We start from the raw sequence: 17,887 nt of genomic DNA, 5'->3' as shown, positions 1-17,887 counted from the left end.
GTCCCCCTTTGTCGTCCGAAGCGAATCAGACGCACACCAATATATGACGAAATTATTACTGCCATGTTACAAATTATATTAACTATAAAAGAAAAAAACGAAGATTACTAGCTTTTTTTTCCCTTTTTGAACTTTCAAAAAACAGGACCTAAGTCCAATAAAAAAACCTGTGCGAATCGCACAGGTTTCTTTTTATTTATCCAAACCGAGTTTCTTCAGCTGTTCCGCCAACGCATTGTTAATCGGTTCATCTTTATTTTGTTTTTTCAAATAGGAAGAGACGTCCCGCTTTGTAGCGCGCCCTTTGTCTTTGTTTTTCCGTTTTTCAAATACAGAAAGCTTCTCACGGTGCCCGCAAACACACGCGAAGGTCTGGCCTTCTCCTTGGCCTCGAAGCTCCATTCTTTTATGGCAGTTCGGGCAGCGCGCGTTTGTTTTTCTGGCGATCGTTTTTCTGCTTCCGCATTCCCGGTCCTGGCACACGAGCATGGTGCCGCGCTTGCCGTTTACCTTCAGCATCATTTTGCCGCACTCCGGACATGCCGTTCCCGTGATGTTATCATGTCTGAAGGTTTGGCTGCTGTTTTTGATTTCTGTTACCGTTTGCTTAGCGTAAGCCTTCATGTCTTTAATAAAGACAGCGGATTTTAATTTTCCAGCCGCAATGGCGGACAGCTTTTGTTCCCATTCTGCCGTTAAAGCAGGTGATTTCAAATCCTCAGGAACGAGCTGCAGGAGCTGTTTTCCTTTTGAGGTGATAAAAATGTCTTTTTCTTTTTTCTCAATTAAAAAGCTGTTGAACAGTTTTTCGATAATGTCGGCACGCGTTGCAACCGTACCGAGGCCGCCTGTTTCGCCAAGTGTTTTGACAAGGTCTTTTTCTTCTCCCTGCATAAAGGCGCTTGGGTTCTCCATAGCTGACAGCAGCGTCCCTTCATTAAAACGGGCTGGCGGTTTGGTTTGTCCGCTTGTTTCAGTTAATGTGCGGACAGTGAGCGAGGCGCCTTTTTGCAGAACCGGAAGCGTCTGATCTCTGTCGTCCTCCTGCTCGTCATCCTCGTCAGCCATGTCATAAACGGCTTTCCAGCCTTGTGACTGCACAGTTTTTCCCTTCGCTGTAAAAGTTTCTCCGTCGATTTCTGCCATGACCTTTGTTTCTTCATATTCAAAAGCCGGCATCAGCACAGCTAAGAAACGTTTGGCAATCAGGTCATACAGCTTGCGTTCTTTATCGCTGAGACTGCTGAGAACAAGCGGCTCTTCAGTCGGGATAATCGCATGGTGGTCTGACACTTTAGCATCATTGACGTAGCCTTTATGCGATTTGATGCCGCGCTTTTTAATTTGGGTGACATATTGGGCATACGGTTTCACTTCCATGCCCTCCAGCCGGTCTTTTAAGGTTGGGACAATGTCACTGGATAAAAACCGTGAGTCTGTCCGCGGATATGTGACAAGCTTGTGCTGCTCATACAGCTTCTGCAGAACTGAGAGCGTTTCTTTGGCGGAAAATCCGAAGCGTTTGTGGGCGTCCCGCTGGAGTTCCGTCAAGTCGTAAAGCGCAGGAGCAAAGCTTTTTTTCGCTGTTTTTTTCAGTTCAGCGACCACCGCCTGTTTTCCATCAAGTTCTTTTAGCAAACGGCTTGTCACGCCTTGGTCGAATGTTCTCGTCTGCTTCGATTTTTTGTCCTGCCACGTCAGCGTCATTCCATCGACCGCTGCGCGAATGCCGTAATATGGAACAGGCTTAAAGGCTTGGATGTCCGCCTCGCGCTTCGCAATCATGGCTAGTGTCGGCGTCTGCACGCGTCCGCATGAAAGCTGGGCATTGAATTTTGTGGTGAGCGCACGGGTCGCGTTAATGCCGACAATCCAATCCGCTTCTGCTCTGGCAACGGCTGAGTGGTACAGATTTTCATATTCTTTGCCGCTGCGCAGCTTTTGAAAACCTTCCTTGATCGCTTTGTCCGTTACTGAGGAAATCCACAGCCGTTTGATCGGTTTACGGACGTTCGCTTTTTCAATGATCCAGCGTGCGACGAGCTCACCTTCCCGGCCGGCATCTGTCGCGATGACGATCTGATTGACGTCCTTGCGGGTAAGCTGCGCTTTCACCGCATTGAACTGCTTTCCGGTTTTTTTGATGACCACTAGCTTTAGTGGTTCAGGGATAATCGGCAGATCCTCAAGCCGCCATGATTGAAATTCTTTTCCGTAGCCTTCCGGATCAGCAAGTGTCACCAAATGGCCTAAAGCCCATGTGACAATATATTGATCTCCTTCGAGATAACCGTTCCCTTTTTTATGGCACTTCAGCACCCGGGCCAAATCGCGGCCGACTGAAGGTTTTTCAGCTAATACAACTGTTTTTGACATGCTTGATCACTTCTCTTTCTTTCACGCTCATCCTTTTATTATAACAGACTTGACCAGGCACTCTCTAACCGCGCCCGTTTTTTGTATCAATTTCTGAGAAAATGACGTGAGTGACGGTTTGGGCGTAAGGTGTTGTTTTATTGATGAAAGCTTCAACTGCTTCAAGGCTTTCCGCGTTGATTTTCAGTATATAGCAGGCCGCTCCCGCAATCCGATAGCAAAATTCAATATTCGGCAGCGTTTGAATGTAGCTTTTGAATCGATCGTAATCCCCGTTTTTGACGGTTGCTTCGACAATACAGGAAACCGGAAGCCCAAGTTTTTTCTGATCAACCTCCAGCGTATATTGCTTAATGATGCCAAACGATTCCAGCTGTCTCACCCGTTCGGTGACTGATGGCGGGGACAGCTTAATTTTCCGTCCTAACTCCCTCATGGACAAACGGCTGTCTTTTTTCAGTTCCGCAATGATATTCAGATCAATTTGGTCAATTTTCATATCAACATCCTTCTTTTATTTTTGTTCACATTATCTCGGGAATTTGTGTAAATGACAAGACTGAAGCCCAAGATAGATTTTTATTAAAATATGAATGTTTTCCGAACATTTTCTGAAACTTGTCATATATGCCCGCCGGATTGTTTATAGTATAGATGAAAACGTGTCCACGAGGAGGGCGATTTATGCTGCAAACGCCGATCGGAAGACTTCGCACGATGGGTTTTATTGAAGGAATGTCACTCTTAATCCTGCTTTTCGTCGCCATGCCGCTCAAATATTGGGCAGGCCTTTCGCTTGCGGTGACAATTGTCGGTTCTGTTCACGGCGGATTGTTTATTTTGTATTTGCTTGTGTTGGCCTATGTGACGTTTTCTGTGAAATGGTCGCTGAAATGGTCAGCCGCCGGTTTCGTCGCCGCATTCGTCCCATTCGGAAACTTTTTGTACGACCGCGGATTAAGGAACTTTAAATAAACGATAAAGCGGCATGATGTGATGCCGCCACTATTAAGAAAACAGCTTGAATCTGCTTCAGGCTGTTTTCTTTTTTAAATCCAATCATCATGTCATCATTATACAGTAGTGAAAGGAGATGGAATGATGACGAAGAGGATTCCCTACGACCAAACAGCCCCTGATGGATTACAAATCATGATGAAAATGGAGGCATACACAAAAACGTCCAATATTAACTGGACTACAAGAGAGCTAATAAAAATAAGAGGATCACAATTAAATGGCTGCGCCTACTGCATTAACATTCATACGAAAGATGCCCGAAAAATGGGAGAAACCGAACAGCGTATTTACGGATTAAACGCTTGGGAAGAGTGCAATTTTTACACCCCTGAAGAAAAAGCAGCGTTATTGCTGACGGAGCATGTCACTTTTATTTCTAACAAACGTGTGCCTGATGATGTATATCAAGAGGTGCGTAAATATTATAATGAAAAAGAATATGTTGATTTAATCCTCATCATTAATCAAATTAACAGCTGGAACCGAATCGCCATTTCTATGGGCAACATCGCCGAATAAATAAAAAGCTGACCTTTCATCAGGTCAGCTTTTCTCCATCAAAACCATTTTGTCAGCCACGCGATATAATAAGCGCCAGGGATAAACAGAAGCTGGGCAAGAAGCGTGCCCGCTACCCTTGACGTCACCATTGTCACAGAGGTCCATTTCAAATAAACATAGCTTCGTTTTCCTTTTGCCACATCATCAGCAAGAACAGACACTTTCGGATCAACAAAAATGGCCAGCAGCATCGTCGCAATCCCGTTGATTAAGCCTGATGCCATAACCGCCGTCGTGCTGCGCTCGGGTGCAAGAAGCCCTGCGTAAAGTGCGGAAAGCACGCCGATTGTATAAATGGACGTGATCAGCATGTTAATGACAAACAGCCGTTTTGGAATGAAACGCATGTGAAATCCCTTCAAATACGAAGCAGACGGCAGACGCAAATAGGAGCAGGCATTTTTACATCCATTCTTAGAAAATCCTTTCCGAAAGACCTGAATAACGGAGCCGCCCCCGCTCGCCAAGTGGATGATCGCACGTGAAAAAAGGGCGACAAAAGACGGAAGCAGGATAATGCCCACAATAGTCCCGACCGTCGAGCCAAAGATCAGGAACCGGAACTGCTCGCCTACGAGCGCCAGCGCGTTTTTTCCGGCATCATCAATTAAGTGCCCCGTGAAGGGCTGCTGGACCATGTTTGACATTCTTGACACGATGACCATGACATTAAACAAGGAAAGCGCCGACGCGATAAACCCTACCCGGGCCCCTGAAAGCCTTGTGGCATAGGCAAGGGTTTCTATCGAGTGAATCAATAACAAAAAACAGAAAATAAAAACGACTTGTGTTGTAATAACATGCACGGTATTCTTTCCTCCAGTTTCATCCTAGTGATAAGACTGAAGGAAACAGCCAGAAGTTTCATGTGTGATTTGTTTTTTTCACAATAAAAAACCGCCGGCGTATGCCGAGCGGTTTGTCTTATTCTTTTCTATACGCAAATAAAGATTATATCATCCGCCAAGTCGGGCGGGTTCGATTCTAAAGCATTGTTCCGAAGAATCATTCTGGAAAGTAAACACCATGGAAATTTCTTGAACACAAGACAACGAAAGCCCTACCTCTCAATCGTCACTGCGGCTCCGAAGCCGCGCCGGTGTGAATTGTAAAACAAAAAAGTCTTTTTTCCATCTCATCGTTAGGGGCGATTTGTTATGAAGGAAAAGAATAAGGGCAGCTGGTTTGCTGCTTGTGAAGCGGTAAAAGCTTCTCTCTCAAACAGAAAAAAGAAGTTTACTTTCTTTTTTATTTGCTTATTTTCTTGCTTAGCTATTCATGATAACATATCGCCCCTGAAAACACAAATCTTTTTTATAAATCAAGTGAGACTGGTGTTTTCTCTCCTGCATTCATTAATCTGATAGTTTCCGGTTCGATTTCAAGAATCACCAGGTTCGGGTCATCCTTCCCGTCAAACCAGCGTTCCAATTTAGAACTCCAGATTTTGTCTTTCAATTCTGTTGAATTGTTTATTTTTGCTTTTCCTGTGACTTCGACATACGCATCGCCAAAGCCTTCACAATCATAACCTAATAAAATGTGCACATTGGGGTTATTCTCAATTTCTTCAGCTTTATGAGTTTCTTTGCTTGTCGGTGTATAAATCGTCAGCCCGTCATGGAAAAAAGTCATGTAGCGGGAATGCGGTTTGCCCTTTTGAACCGTTGCGAGCGAACCTACTTTATGGTGATCTAGAACATCAAGCACTTTTTGTTTAATATCTTGCTGATTCATCTCGAATCACTCCTTTTTAACGTCTCCGCTGTTACTTTTCCACATTCGGGACCGATTTAAACAAGAAAATGTGCTCTTTAATTTTTTGCTTCCCATTCACGCTTTAACAGACTGTAATAGACGAGGTCGTGAAACTTGCCTTTAATGAATATGCCTTCCCTCGCTATTCTTTCCTCTTGAAAACCGAGGCGCTCCGGGATCGCTCTGCTTTTGTGATTTCCGACAGCCGCACAGATCGCAACACGATTCAATTGCAGATCCTGAAAGGCATATGTGATGAGTGTTCGGCAGGCGGCAGTGATAATGCCTTTGCCTTCGTATTCCTCGCCAATCCAATAGCCAATTTCCGCTTTTTTATTTACTTGGTCAAGGTTATGCAGGCTAATCATGCCGCACAAGCTGCCGTCATATAGAATCCCCGCTTCAATGCCGTTTAGGTCAGCATACTGACGCCGCCAATCCGGAATGAGCGTTTCCCTGTACGTTTCGGCATCACTTGGATTTTCAGCCCAGAATAGCCATTGGCTGATTCGCTGCTGGTTCTCATGAATGATCGCCACCAGCCGCTCCGCATCTTTTGGCTCCAATAACCGGATGGTAATGTGCTCGTTTACGTTGCAGGTGAACATCTCCCTCGCCCTCTTTCCTTTTTTACCCATTATAACGGTGTTTCCGTTTTTTTCAATATAAAAAAAGGATGGGCTTTTTAAGCCTCATCCTTAAATTCTAGGGTCGGTAAAGATATCATGTTTGTCTGTACTGGTTGAAGACATTTCCGTTACGACTGCGCCTTCCTCCCCGGCCTGGAACCAATGCTTGGTGTTCGGTGGAATTGTATATTGCCCGCCGGGTTCAAGCTCAATCTCATGCCAGACTGTATAGTATTCTCTATCCTCTTGTGGAGGAAGAACCTTTGGAAGCTGTGTTTTTTCTCCTTCAACATAAAGATATACTTTTCCGTAGCGGCAGCGGAAGGTCTCCTGCTTGCCTTCCTGTTCACCGACCGGCGGATGGCGATGCTCCGGGCACGTCTGTCCCGGAAACAGCACCAGTTCCTTTGAACAATACCGGTCTGTATTCACATAGACAAAGAGCTGGAGCCCGACTTTTCGTTCTTTTCCCAAGCCGTAGTCCATGAGCTGAATTTGTTCTACTTCATCATCTGTTAAGACAATACCAGCTTTTTGATAGTAGCTGTTTACTTCTTCTTTCGTGATGCTCATTTCCTCACTCCCTCTTACGTCGTCACAAAGTCTCCGCCGTTTACATGCAGCGTTTGTCCTGTCATATAGGATGATTCATCTGATGCCAGCAGCACATAGCATCCGACATGCTCAACAGGTTGACCCGGACGGCCCATCGGCGTATTTTGCCCAAATTGAGCGACTGTATCTTCTGAGAATGTAGACGGAATTAACGGTGTCCAGATTGGTCCCGGCGCTACGGCATTTACACGGATGCCGTCTTTGACAAGTGCCTGCGCCATTGTTCTAGTAAAGGCATTGATCGCACCTTTCGTAGCTGTATAATCAATTAGCATCGGATTACCGCGATAAGGGTTAATAGAAGTCGTATTGATGATCGCGCTGCCTGGTTTCATATAATCAATTGCTTTTTTAGTCAAATAAAATTGTGAATAAAAGTTTGTTTTGAATGTGCGGTGAAGCTGTTCGCTTGAAATATCTTTGATGCTTTCCTTCGGATGCTGCTCACCGGCATTGTTCACAAGGATATCCAGACGGCCGAGTTCATTCACGGTTTTTTCAACCGCTTCATTACAGAACTCCTCGTCGCCCACATCTCCGGAGATTAAGAGACATTTCACGCCCTCTTGTTCAACGCGTTTTTTGGTATCTTCAGCATCTCCCTGCTCATCCTTATATACAATGGCGATGTCAGCACCTTCCTTTGCGTAAGCCACGGATACCGCACGTCCGATTCCGCTGTCGCCGCCTGTAATGAGTGCGACTTTTCCTTTTAATTTATCAGCACCTTTATAATGCTCGTACTCATATACGGGACTTGGATTCATTTCACTTTCAATTCCCGGCTGGCGATTTTGGGTTTGTGCCGGCAGTTCTTTCGGATAGTTTGCCATAATGATTCTCCTCCTTTTTTTTCATGTCTATTTGTTGTGTACCTCGTGCCTACTTTGGATAAACATGGTTCAGCACCTTCGGAATGCTTTATCAGAAAAATGTTTCACATGGAACGCAAGGAGGAAAATGATGTGAAAAGGAGGTTGCTGAATGATTAACATGCTTTCTAAAAAATTCAGCAGACCGAAGGGGATGTTCGGCATACTTGCCGGATACATCATGGCTGCTGAAAATAAAACACTGAATCAGTGGACAATAGATCAGCTTGGATTAACACGCGGAGACCGCATTCTAGAAGTCGGTTTTGGACCGGGTTATTGCATGAAGCAGATGCTGAAACGCGAAAAGAGCGTTCATATCCATGGGCTTGATGTATCAGAGGCTATGCTGAAGCTGGCGGCACATAGATTAAAAACAGACCGTGTTCGGCTGATACAGGGCAGCATTGAAACGTTTCCCCTCCCCGCCACGTATTATGATAAAGTCATTTCCGTTAACAACTACACGATTTGGAATAACCAGCAAGAAGGCATCAAACAGATTTATCAAGCATTAAAACCCGGCGGCAAAGCAGCCATTACGATGCAGCCCCGGGAAGCAGATGCCAGTCCTGAAAAAACTGAATCGTTCGGAAAACAGATGCTTACTGACCTGAAAACGGCAGGCTTCAAAGACATTGATATCCAATATAAAGACATTAAACCTGAGCTTTCAGTCTGCGCAACCGCAAAAAAGCCCGTCACATAAATGACGGGCTTTTTCTTTTATGAATGTACGGCTTGCTTGCGCAAGACGTCTTTTTTTACTTTGCCGAGATTATTTTTCGGAAGTTCCTTTACGAATTCGATTTCAGGAATTTTGTAAGCGGACAAGCGTTCTTTACAATATGCAATGACATCCGCTTCCGTTATTTCCTGAGTGCCATTAGTAACGATAAAGGCTTTTGGTTTTTCTCCGTACAGCGGGTCCGGTATCCCGACAACTGCTGTTTCAAGGATGCCCGGGATCTGCTGGATAACTTCTTCAACCTGATCAGGATAGACATTATCGCCTCCGTAAATAATGACATCCTTGTATCGTCCGGTGATGAAGATAAAGCCGTCCTCATCCACGTAGCCTGAATCTCCGGTTCTGAACCAGCCGTTTTGCAGCACCTTTGCTGTCGCTTCAGGGTTTTCCTCATAGCCTTTAAATAAGAATGGGCTATGCACAACGATTTCTCCGATTTCACCTTGCGGCAGTTCTTCTCTCGTCTCAGGATCTTCTACCTTGACTTGAACATCAGCAACAGGTTTACCGGCAGAGGCCGCTTTATCCATTCCCATTTCAGGGATCCATGTGCTGATTCCCCAAGCTTCTGTGCTTCCGTAACCGTGAGCGAGCTGTATGCCGATATCAAGATAACGTTGAATCAGGCTGCTAGGCACTTTTGTTCCGCCTGTCATCAAAATGATGAGCGAGGACAGATCGGTTTGATGTTTTTCCCACGCCTCAAGCAAATAAGTGTAAAACACAGGAAGGGCCATGATCGTTTGAATTTTTTCTTCTTCAATAACCTTCAGCATATCAACAGGATCTTGGTCCTTTGTAAAAATAAACGTGGTTCCCGCAAACGTTCCAAGCATGATACAAATAAGTGCGCTCGTATGATAAATCGGGTGGCACGCCAGAAAACGCAGATTTTTCATTCGTGCGCTTGAGCTATTTGATTTTGATACGTAATTGTAAATACCGCCATGGGTGATCATGCATCTTTTCGGATTCCCTGTTGTCCCTGACGTAAACATCAGGAGCGCTGTATCATCTGGAGAAACTATTTCTGCTTCCGGCAAATGATCAAGACCTGCAAAAAGCGCTTCAAACACTGGAGATGTCTCATACGCTGTACCTGTTTCCATGATCAAATACACAGAAGACAGCTCAGGCAGCACTTCATCCATTGTCTCTTTAAATTCCGATCCGTAAAACAATGCTTTCGGTTCACTTGCTTTTAAAATGCCTGTCATCTCGTATGGTTTCAGCTGCCAGCTGACAGGTACAACAACGGCGCCGATTTCAAGTGCGGCAAACATAAGTGTTGATGCAGGGTGGCCGTTTTTGCAAAGTAATGCCACACGGTCGCCTTTTTGAATTCCTTTTTGAAGCAGAGCATTCGCCAGCTGATTGATTCGTTTGCGATATGCTGCGTATGTCAGCGTGTGAGCTCCGCTTTTTACAGCTTCTATTTCTTCGCTATCCGGCATGTCATGCAGAATCAGATGCTGTAATGTTTCCATATTGGTCATCTCCTATATCTCTTGAATCCTCTATAATTTGTTAGATTATCTTCCTTACCTCACCCATTTTAACCCAAAAAAGATAACTTGTAAAACTATTTCATTTTGGAATTATTCCATTACAGAATGATAAAATAGTCCCGCATTTTTTTATTTTGTTCTGCATCCAAACAAAAACACACGCCTTTTTTTGGCGTGTGAAATGTGTGATTACGGGATGTTTTTTTCTTTCATCCAATTGAAAAAGATGCGGTTTAAACGCTGATACAGTTCTCGTTCCCCTTCCTCCTGAAAGCCCGCCATGCTTTCTCCGCTTTCAATAATGGCAGAGCTGATCGCACTCAAAACCTCTGAGCCTTCTGCTGATAATGTGGCCGGCGCCATCATGACGAGAATTCTCGTCATCCTGAGGGTATTTCCGTCCATGCCATTGACTTCAAAAGATGTGCTGAGATCGTACATTTTGAAAAAAGGCAGGACGATATGATCATTTTTGAGATGATAAAGCGCCATGTTTGTACCGGGTATGCCCAATCCCCCTTGTTTTTCGCGTTCTGCAAGGCAATCAGCCGCTTTTTTCGGATCTCGGATGAGGCCATCGTTTTTCAGCTGTTGAAAAAGCTCGAACAGCAGCTCGCCGTGATCCGGCTTTGTTTTCATTTCAGTGAGTGAAAAATGGCGCAAGACGTCTTGAATGACCGCCATGTATCGTCCGACGCTTTCCGCCGTTGCCAGCATGTCAGGGATGTCGGCTTGCCGCGTCTCTTCCTTCGGGCTCCTTTTTTTCTCAAGAATGAGCGGGATTTTCCGCTTGATATATTGCTTCACCTGGTTTGCGTCTTCCTCATTTAAAAGCGGGCTGACCATAATATAGTCGATGTTTTGATATGGGATCGGCACAGTGGACACAATCATATCATAGGCTTGAGTGTCGCGGTCCTTCAGCTCGATCAGTGAGGACATATCAAACGATTCAATTTCCGGCAGCTCTTTCTTCAATCTCGAAGCAAGCATTTTCGAAGAACCAATTCCGCTTGAGCAGACAACAAGGGCTCTCACTTTAGCTTCTTCTTTTTTGATTTCAAGCGCTGAACCGAAGTGTAGAACGATAAAGGCGATTTCATCATCGGAAAAGGACATGTCCGGGAAAAATTTCTCCACACCCTCTTCTATCGCCATATACAGCAGAAAATAATCGCGCTTGATCTGTTCCTTCAATGGATTATAAATATCGATGTTTTCTTTCATGCGGCTGATGGCCGGTTCCAAATGGGCAATCAAGCCCTCATATAAAGAGTAGTTTTTCGTCAGATCCATTCTGATTTTATCTGAAATAAAAGCGATCAGCCGTTTTGTTTGCAGGGCTGTTTCAAGCTCTATTTCCTGTGCTCTGTATTCTGTTTTGTATTTGCGGTTGGCGCTTCGCAGGTGGATCGTTATATAGCCGACCTCCGCTTCCGGGATTGTCACGCCGAAAGCACGTTCAAGCTCACCCGCGATTTCCAGAGCGGAGCTGTATTCTTTTGCACTCTTGAGTTCATCAAGCTCGCTCTCTTCCATGCTGATCGTTTCACCAAGTTTAATGCGTTCGATCGCAAACGTCAGATGAACGACAAGCGCTATATAGGAGCTGTCAGATAGAGAAAATGCGATTTTTTCTTTCAGCTGGAATAAAATCCGCTCCATTTTTAACAGCTCGCCTTTGCTGACAACCCCGAACATCTTCTCGGAGGAATCGGCTTTTCCTTTAATGTTTAATTCAACCGCTTCCAAAAACATTTGGATGTCGAGGCGGTTCACAATCAGATTGCCGACAATTTTTCGTTTCGCGTTCTCCGGCCCCATTAGCTGGATGCCAAAGCCTCTTTTTCGAATCAGTGTTAATCCGAATGGAGAAATCCATTTCTCCAGCTCATCTAAATCGTAGCTGACCGTAGCATTGGTGACCTGCAGATCATGAGCGAGCGTGTACAGCTTCACCGGTTCTTGGGACTCCAATAGCGAACAGAGAATCAGCAGTTTTCGTTCGTCCGCGCTGTATTCATGCTGTTCATGTGACAGCTCGGTGATCAGCTTTTGTTTATCTTCGGGATTCCCTAGCACCTTCAAGCCTTTGCCGGGCTGTTTATCGAGCTTGAGCCCCACAGTCTCCATCAGCCGCTTGATTGATTTCAACTCTCTGTGAATGGTTCTGGTGCTGACCTCCATCACCTCAGCCAGCTCCGTTACGGTTACATATCGGTTCAGTAATAATAAATGCTTTAAAAGCTTTTGTTCTCTTGCAGTCATATACATAAAAAGGCCTCCAGACATTCGTGATGTGCGGATGAGGTCGCATGGAGATATAGAAAGAGGAAAAAGAGGTTTTCTTTATTAATATAAAACGCTTTCATATAGGATTCAATCACTTATAAATGGGAATTTGGCACTAAGCGGTGTGACAGTATTGAAAAAGCATCAGCCGTTATGCTGATGCTTTTTCTTTATGGTATATCGTGGCCTTGTACGGCTGTATAAATACGGAACCACTGATCCTGATCAAGCTTATACGCCAAGGCGTTTACCGCGGCGGAAATCCGCTCGCGTTTTCCGCTTCCGACAATCGGCATGATGCCGGCCGGATGCGTGAAGAGCCATGCGTACATCACCTCGTCCAATGAGGCAGCACCGATTTCAGCCTGAACGGTTTCAAGCGCCGTGCGAATGCGGCGATCTTTTTCCGTGTTTCCGGCGAATACTTTACCGCCTGCAAGCGGCGACCAGGCCATCGGAGAAATCCGTTTTTCCTGACACAGGTTCAATGTGCCGTCCTGAATATTTTCTAATTCATATGCAGAAAGCTCAATTTGATTGGTGACAAGCTTTTCAGGCAGATACGACTCCAGCATCCGATAATGATGGCCTTTAAAGTTCGAAACACCGAAATATCTGACCTTGCCGGAGCTTTTCAGCGCATGAAACGCCTCAGCCACTCCTTCCGGATCCATGAGCGGGTCCGGTCTGTGAATCAGCAGCACATCGATATAATCCGTTCTGAGATTCAAAAGCGACTGTTCAACAGACGCCAGAATATGAGTTTTGCTTGTATTATAATGGTGCGATCGGTGAGCTGGGCGTTCAGGTGATTCAAGAACGATGCCGCATTTTGTGACCAGCTCTATGTTTTCCCTTAATCCGGGTGAAAGAGCAAGAGCATTTCCAAACCGTTTTTCGCACGTGTAGCCCCCGTAAATATCCGCATGATCAAAGGTGGTGATACCTTGATCGACACACCACTCAATGAGACTGAGCAGCTCAGCGTCTGAATAGTTCCATTCATTCAGACGCCAAAGCCCGTGTATCACTCTTGAAAATTGAAGACCCTCCGCCAAATGAATACGCTGCATGCAAAATCCCTCTTTTCTTAATAAACCGGGTTTTTGCCCCTTACTAGATCATTCGGCCTCAGACGCCCTTTTTCCTTTCACTCCCGTTAAAAAGGTTTTATTTCGATTGAAATTGCTTCTTTGCTTTTTCGACTACGTAGTGGCTGCCGCCGTGATCTTGAACATTTTGAATCATCATCGCGACAAGCAGGTCTTTGTTTTTATAGTCATAGCCGACGAACCAGCCATTTTCAGTGCCGTCTTTATCATCCTTTGATTTTTTCAGCTCGGCTGTTCCCGTTTTTCCAGCCACAGTGATTCCTTTTACGACAGGCTGATAGGCTGACCCGCGTTCATCTTCGACTACGCCTTTCAACCCTTTTGTAATATCGGCGGCTCCTTCTTTCGTGAGCACTTGTTTGTGCCAGACATCAGCGGTTTGTGACTCTTTCTTGATAAGCGTCGGTTTCACGAGGTCTCCATTATCGACAAATGGCGTGTAAGCTGCCGCTAGGTGAAGCGGAGACATTTGCATTTGTCCCTGTCCGTAGCCTGTATCCGCAAGCAAAATGTCTGAGTCTAGCTTTCCGTTTGCGATTGACGATTGCTGGACTGGGAATTCATATGGAATATCCTCTGCAAACCCAAATGTTTTCATGCCTTTTGTAAAGGTATCCGCACCCATATCAAGCGCGTTTTGTGCAAAGTAAATATTGTCTGACGTGATCAGGGCATGTTCCAAATCCACTTGCTCTAGGCTGTCAGACACTCGTGTAACAGAATAGCCGCCCCAGCTTGAATCTTTCTGCCACTGTTTACCTTTGATTGTTTTCTTCTCTGCGGCTTTAAACGTGCCGTTTTTCAGGCCGATGGCAGCAGCAATCGGTTTAATCGTAGATCCTGGTGCATATGTTTTGTTGAATTTCGCAGAAAACGGATTGTTTTTGTCTTCGTTTAGTTTTTTCCATTCTTTATCGCTCCATCCGAAAATAAATCCGTTTGGATCGTAAGAAGGCGCGCTGACAAGAGCCAGTGTTTCACCTGTCTGCGGCTGCAGTGCGACTGCCGCTCCGCTGTCATCCTTCAGTTCGTCATACAGCTTTGTTTGTGTTTTGATATCAATTGTGAGATGAAGATCCTCACCGTCTTTCGCTTTCGTTTCAGCGATGACTTCGCCGGTTTGCGGAACGTAGATTTTCCATCCTGTTGTGCCTCTAAGCTTGTCTTCATACACATTTTCAAGACCTGAGATTCCGATGTTTGACGTATCACTGTACGTTCCGTCTTTCTTTTTCTTCAGTTCTTCCGCTGTAATCGCGCGAACGTAGCCTGTCAGATGGGCTGTTTTTTCGCCATACGGATAATAGCGTGAGCTGACGTTTGTTCTTGTGACGCCTTTTAATGACGTCACTTCAGACACTAATTTTTCTTCGTCCGGTTTTACTTTTTTGACCGGCACGAATGAATCATCTTTGACCCAGCTTTGTTTCAGCTTCTGGTTGATGTCATCTTCAGTTACATCCAGTTTTTTCGCGAGCTCTTTTATGACTTTTTCTTTTTTATCACCAAGCTCTCCGGGAACAATTCCGATTTCCGGAACATCTGTGTTGACGGCTAAGCCTTTCCCGTTTTTATCGTAGATTTGGCCGCGTTTCGGTTCAATGCTGGCGATTTGAACGGTTTTGTCATCAGCCAGCTGCTTGAAAATAAACGATGGGTCCCAATCTATATTCCATGACTCCTCGTCATCTGTTTTTTCTTTTTTCAGCACAGCGGTATTTTTAAAGCTGACTTTGCCCGCATTTGTGTCCATGCTGACTTTGTATGGGATGTGCTTCATCGTTTTATTGTCTTTATCATCCTCATCCACTTTTCCCGCAGTGACTTTCAGATTTTTTACGCCTGCCTGCTCATAGATGGTTTTATATCTGCTGACGAAATCCTTTTTGGAGATTTCTTTTTTTACATCTTTGGTCAGGCTTTGATACATGTCATCGAATTGCTGATCGTTCCACTGTTTTACGAATGCTTCCATTCGGTCCTCTGGTGAATCTGTTTTGGAGCATCCGATTAATCCGATCAGCCCGATACATAGAAATAATAGTAGAATACACTTTTTACACATGACTTTCCCCTGCCTTCCACTTGTTATTTTCTCTTAAATGAATTAGTACGTGCAAGATTTTTTTGAAAATGAAGGAAAAGGTTCATCGATTTTGCAGAAATCTCCTTTCGTTTCCTGTAAACTATTTGAAAAGAGGGAAAGAAGGGATCGCATGGTCAGAGAAGCAGCTATGCTTCATATTAAAGAGGGACTTGAACAAGAATTTGAGGAGGCGTTCCGGCTGGCGGCGCCGATCATTGCCGGAATGAAGGGCTATATCACACATTCTTTATCAAAATGCATGGAAGAAACACATAAGTACCTGCTGCTCGTAGAGTGGGAAACGCTTGAGGACCACACTGAAGGCTTTCGCGGGTCTTCCGAGTACAAAGAGTGGAAAGCCTTGCTGCATCAGTTTTATTCGCCGTTCCCGACGGTTGAGCATTTTCTGGATGTATCATAGATTTATATCATATAAAGCGTAAAACCGATGAGAGAAACAGACCAAACGAAAACGGCAGTATAGATGTTAAATGCCCCTGAGCTGTCGTTTTCTTTTTTGCGTTCTTCAAGTCCCTGAATAAACATGACCGCGCCCAGAAAAACGAGCATGACCGATTGGATAACAGAGGTGTGTTCCGTATAGTTAAAAGCGATAAGCGCCAGTATAATAATGATAACCGCAAAAGACATTTTAAAAATGCGAAACAAAAGGACCATCCTTCCTGATATACGAAATATTGAGCGTTATGCCTATATTTGCCTTTGCCCTCCATTATTCTAGCGCACTTTTTTTGTATATAGAACATGAGACGGGGAAATTTAAGTTTCTTTTAATATTTGAATTCATATAAAAAAAACGCGCCAGTGATCAGGCGCGTTTTCTATGAAACTGATCATTATCGATAACCTAGTCCGCGAAGCACTTCGGCCATTGCCTGATAGCCGCTGCTATTCGGATGGACACCGTCAAAAGACAGGTATTCCTGCTCTTTCCCTTTAAAGACACTGTAAACGTCAGCGATTTTAACATGAGGCGCTGAGGCCAGCGTTTTTAAATGCGAATTAAATGAAGTAATCCATTGATCAGCAATGCCAATGCCGGGGAACGGATTGTATAAATTAAAAACACGGATGGCGTAAGGTGATGGATCTGCCCCTTTGATTTTGGCAATTTGAGCAATCATCTTTTCAAAATTCTCATGACAATGCGCGGACGCACGACTGAAAATCGTTTCATCCTGAGAAGATTGATAGGATAATACAGATTCAATGAGATCATTTCCGCACCCTGTGATCGTAATCATATCAGCAGCTTGAATTTGTTTTTGAACATAGGGATATGACAGGAGGCCGAGGATTTCCTCTGTATCAAGGCCGGATTTGGCGAAAACCGATACGGCTGTTTTTGATTTCAGATCGGCTTCCATCATGCCCCTGAAGCGCTGGACAAATCCGGCAGAAAACAGCCCTGAGCCTCTTCCCGTCGTTAAAGAATCTCCGAGCGCTGTATATTGAAGCACCATGATCTTTCCTCCACTCATGAACGTCGATACGTTAATGTACGCAGAAGAGAAAAGATCGGCTACTTATTGATACCCTATTTTTCTGGATATCTGCAAAGCGGCTTGTTTTACTTTTTCCGTTAAGTACGGCAGCCTGTCTTCTGTAAATCTCGCTTCAAACCCTGCAATACTGATACCTGCCGCCACCTGGTGATGATGGTTGAAAATCGGCGCACCAATGGCCGCCGTATAATTTTCGAGTTCTGAATAGCTGACGGTATAGCCGTTTTGCACAGCGGTATCAATCGCCTCAAGAAGCTTTGACGGATCTGTAATGGTCCCTGAACTGATCGGTATGAGCTCTGTCTGTTTCATGTACGCTTCAATTTCTTCACGGGGCAGAAAGGACAAAATGCTGCGGGCACATGCTCCTGCGTACAGAGGAGAACGCCGGCCGATTGCAGTGTACAGGCGAACAGTCTGTGTCCCTTCAATTTTCTCCACGTAGATTGCTTCATTTCCGTCCCTCATAATCAATTGAACGGCTTCATCTACTTCACGGCAAAGCTCCTCCATCACAGGCTTGGCTATTTTTCTGATATCGAGTCTGTCCGCGACAAGCTGACCGAATTCCAAAAACACCAATCCCAGCGTATAAACGCCGGATGGGTCTCGATTGAGGAACCCCATTTCTTCCAGTGAGCTGACCATTCGGTGAACAGAGGTCTTCGGCATTCCTGATAGGGAAACGAGTTCGCTTAAAGTAAGGCTTGGTTCATGCAAAAACAAATTGAGCAGCGCCATAGATTTTACTACGGTTTTGTTTTTATTCTGCATCATTCCA

The 17,887-nt window shown here is 44.8% G+C and carries 18 protein-coding genes; 4 read left to right on the top strand and 14 right to left on the bottom strand.

Annotated features, from left to right (window positions below; genetic code table 11):
- Nucleotides 1–192 precede the first annotated feature (192 nt).
- Together HC660_RS02410 and lrpC are read right to left on the bottom strand one after the other, a co-directional pair.
- On the bottom strand, nt 193–2,376 hold the full coding sequence (locus HC660_RS02410; protein WP_168746961.1) for a DNA topoisomerase III: 2,184 nt from the start codon (nt 2,374–2,376) through the stop codon (nt 193–195).
- A gap of 64 nt (nt 2,377–2,440) precedes the next feature.
- Nucleotides 2,441–2,875, bottom strand: coding sequence for a transcriptional regulator LrpC (gene lrpC, locus HC660_RS02405; RefSeq protein WP_168746960.1), 435 nt, complete (start codon nt 2,873–2,875; stop codon nt 2,441–2,443).
- A gap of 185 nt (nt 2,876–3,060) precedes the next feature.
- Between lrpC and HC660_RS02400 the strand changes: the two genes are divergently transcribed.
- Both HC660_RS02400 and HC660_RS02395 read left to right on the top strand, forming a co-directional pair.
- Nucleotides 3,061–3,351 carry a DUF3817 domain-containing protein gene (locus tag HC660_RS02400; protein WP_010333070.1) on the top strand — a complete coding sequence of 97 codons (291 nt, stop codon included), beginning with the start codon at nt 3,061–3,063 and terminating at the stop codon, nt 3,349–3,351.
- Between the two features lie 126 nt (nt 3,352–3,477).
- Nucleotides 3,478–3,915 carry a carboxymuconolactone decarboxylase family protein gene (locus HC660_RS02395; RefSeq protein WP_168746959.1) on the top strand — a complete coding sequence of 146 codons (438 nt, stop codon included), beginning with the start codon at nt 3,478–3,480 and terminating at the stop codon, nt 3,913–3,915.
- Between the two features lie 38 nt (nt 3,916–3,953).
- Here the strand turns inward: HC660_RS02395 and amj are convergent, their stop codons facing one another.
- From amj to HC660_RS02370, 5 genes are all read right to left on the bottom strand, one after another.
- Nucleotides 3,954–4,763, bottom strand: a complete 810-nt coding sequence (gene amj / locus HC660_RS02390; protein WP_010333068.1) for a lipid II flippase Amj — start codon at nt 4,761–4,763, stop codon at nt 3,954–3,956.
- A 508-nt stretch (nt 4,764–5,271) separates the two neighbouring features.
- Nucleotides 5,272–5,694: a pyridoxamine 5'-phosphate oxidase family protein gene (locus HC660_RS02385; RefSeq protein ID WP_010333067.1), complete on the bottom strand. Its 423-nt coding sequence runs from the start codon at nt 5,692–5,694 to the stop codon at nt 5,272–5,274.
- 77 nt (nt 5,695–5,771) lie between these two features.
- Nucleotides 5,772–6,323, bottom strand: coding sequence for a GNAT family N-acetyltransferase (locus tag HC660_RS02380; protein WP_168746958.1), 552 nt, complete (start codon nt 6,321–6,323; stop codon nt 5,772–5,774).
- A gap of 90 nt (nt 6,324–6,413) precedes the next feature.
- Nucleotides 6,414–6,917, bottom strand: coding sequence for a D-lyxose ketol-isomerase (lyxE, locus tag HC660_RS02375; RefSeq protein WP_045383391.1), 504 nt, complete (start codon nt 6,915–6,917; stop codon nt 6,414–6,416).
- A gap of 14 nt (nt 6,918–6,931) precedes the next feature.
- Nucleotides 6,932–7,792 carry an SDR family oxidoreductase gene (locus HC660_RS02370; protein ID WP_168746957.1) on the bottom strand — a complete coding sequence of 287 codons (861 nt, stop codon included), beginning with the start codon at nt 7,790–7,792 and terminating at the stop codon, nt 6,932–6,934.
- Nucleotides 7,793–7,943: 151 nt separating this feature from the next.
- On the opposite strand from HC660_RS02370, the gene HC660_RS02365 reads away from it, so the two are divergent.
- Nucleotides 7,944–8,540: a class I SAM-dependent methyltransferase gene (locus HC660_RS02365; RefSeq protein ID WP_211090767.1), complete on the top strand. Its 597-nt coding sequence runs from the start codon at nt 7,944–7,946 to the stop codon at nt 8,538–8,540.
- 17 nt (nt 8,541–8,557) lie between these two features.
- Here the strand turns inward: HC660_RS02365 and HC660_RS02360 are convergent, their stop codons facing one another.
- The 4 genes from HC660_RS02360 to HC660_RS02345 all read right to left on the bottom strand — a co-directional run bounded on the left by HC660_RS02360 (nt 8,558) and on the right by HC660_RS02345 (nt 15,559).
- Nucleotides 8,558–10,069: a class I adenylate-forming enzyme family protein gene (locus HC660_RS02360; RefSeq protein WP_168746956.1), complete on the bottom strand. Its 1,512-nt coding sequence runs from the start codon at nt 10,067–10,069 to the stop codon at nt 8,558–8,560.
- Between the two features lie 210 nt (nt 10,070–10,279).
- A complete protein-coding gene (locus HC660_RS02355) occupies nt 10,280–12,364 on the bottom strand; it encodes a BglG family transcription antiterminator (protein WP_168746955.1) in 2,085 nt (694 codons plus the stop codon).
- A gap of 188 nt (nt 12,365–12,552) precedes the next feature.
- Nucleotides 12,553–13,455 (bottom strand): aldo/keto reductase, encoded by a 903-nt coding sequence (locus HC660_RS02350; RefSeq protein ID WP_168746954.1) that lies wholly within the window; start codon nt 13,453–13,455, stop codon nt 12,553–12,555.
- A gap of 97 nt (nt 13,456–13,552) precedes the next feature.
- Nucleotides 13,553–15,559 (bottom strand): penicillin-binding transpeptidase domain-containing protein, encoded by a 2,007-nt coding sequence (locus tag HC660_RS02345; RefSeq protein WP_168746953.1) that lies wholly within the window; start codon nt 15,557–15,559, stop codon nt 13,553–13,555.
- Between the two features lie 151 nt (nt 15,560–15,710).
- On the opposite strand from HC660_RS02345, the gene HC660_RS02340 reads away from it, so the two are divergent.
- Complete coding sequence (locus tag HC660_RS02340; RefSeq protein ID WP_010333058.1) at nt 15,711–16,001, top strand: antibiotic biosynthesis monooxygenase family protein; 291 nt, start codon at nt 15,711–15,713, stop codon at nt 15,999–16,001.
- Nucleotides 16,002–16,003: 2 nt separating this feature from the next.
- Here HC660_RS02340 and HC660_RS02335 read toward each other — a convergent pair whose 3' ends face one another.
- From HC660_RS02335 to HC660_RS02325, 3 genes are all read right to left on the bottom strand, one after another.
- Nucleotides 16,004–16,249 carry a YczI family protein gene (locus HC660_RS02335; RefSeq protein WP_010333057.1) on the bottom strand — a complete coding sequence of 82 codons (246 nt, stop codon included), beginning with the start codon at nt 16,247–16,249 and terminating at the stop codon, nt 16,004–16,006.
- A 188-nt stretch (nt 16,250–16,437) separates the two neighbouring features.
- Nucleotides 16,438–17,064: a spore germination lipase LipC gene (gene lipC / locus HC660_RS02330; RefSeq protein ID WP_168746952.1), complete on the bottom strand. Its 627-nt coding sequence runs from the start codon at nt 17,062–17,064 to the stop codon at nt 16,438–16,440.
- A gap of 63 nt (nt 17,065–17,127) precedes the next feature.
- On the bottom strand, nt 17,128–17,880 hold the full coding sequence (locus HC660_RS02325) for an IclR family transcriptional regulator (protein WP_168746951.1): 753 nt from the start codon (nt 17,878–17,880) through the stop codon (nt 17,128–17,130).
- Nucleotides 17,881–17,887 lie beyond the last annotated feature (7 nt).

This window comes from Bacillus mojavensis (assembly GCF_012648005.1).
GTDB classification, from domain to species: Bacteria; Bacillota; Bacilli; order Bacillales; family Bacillaceae; genus Bacillus; species Bacillus mojavensis.
The sequence above is the reverse complement of the archived record's forward strand: the minus strand, read 5'-3'. Positions and strand labels throughout refer to the sequence as shown.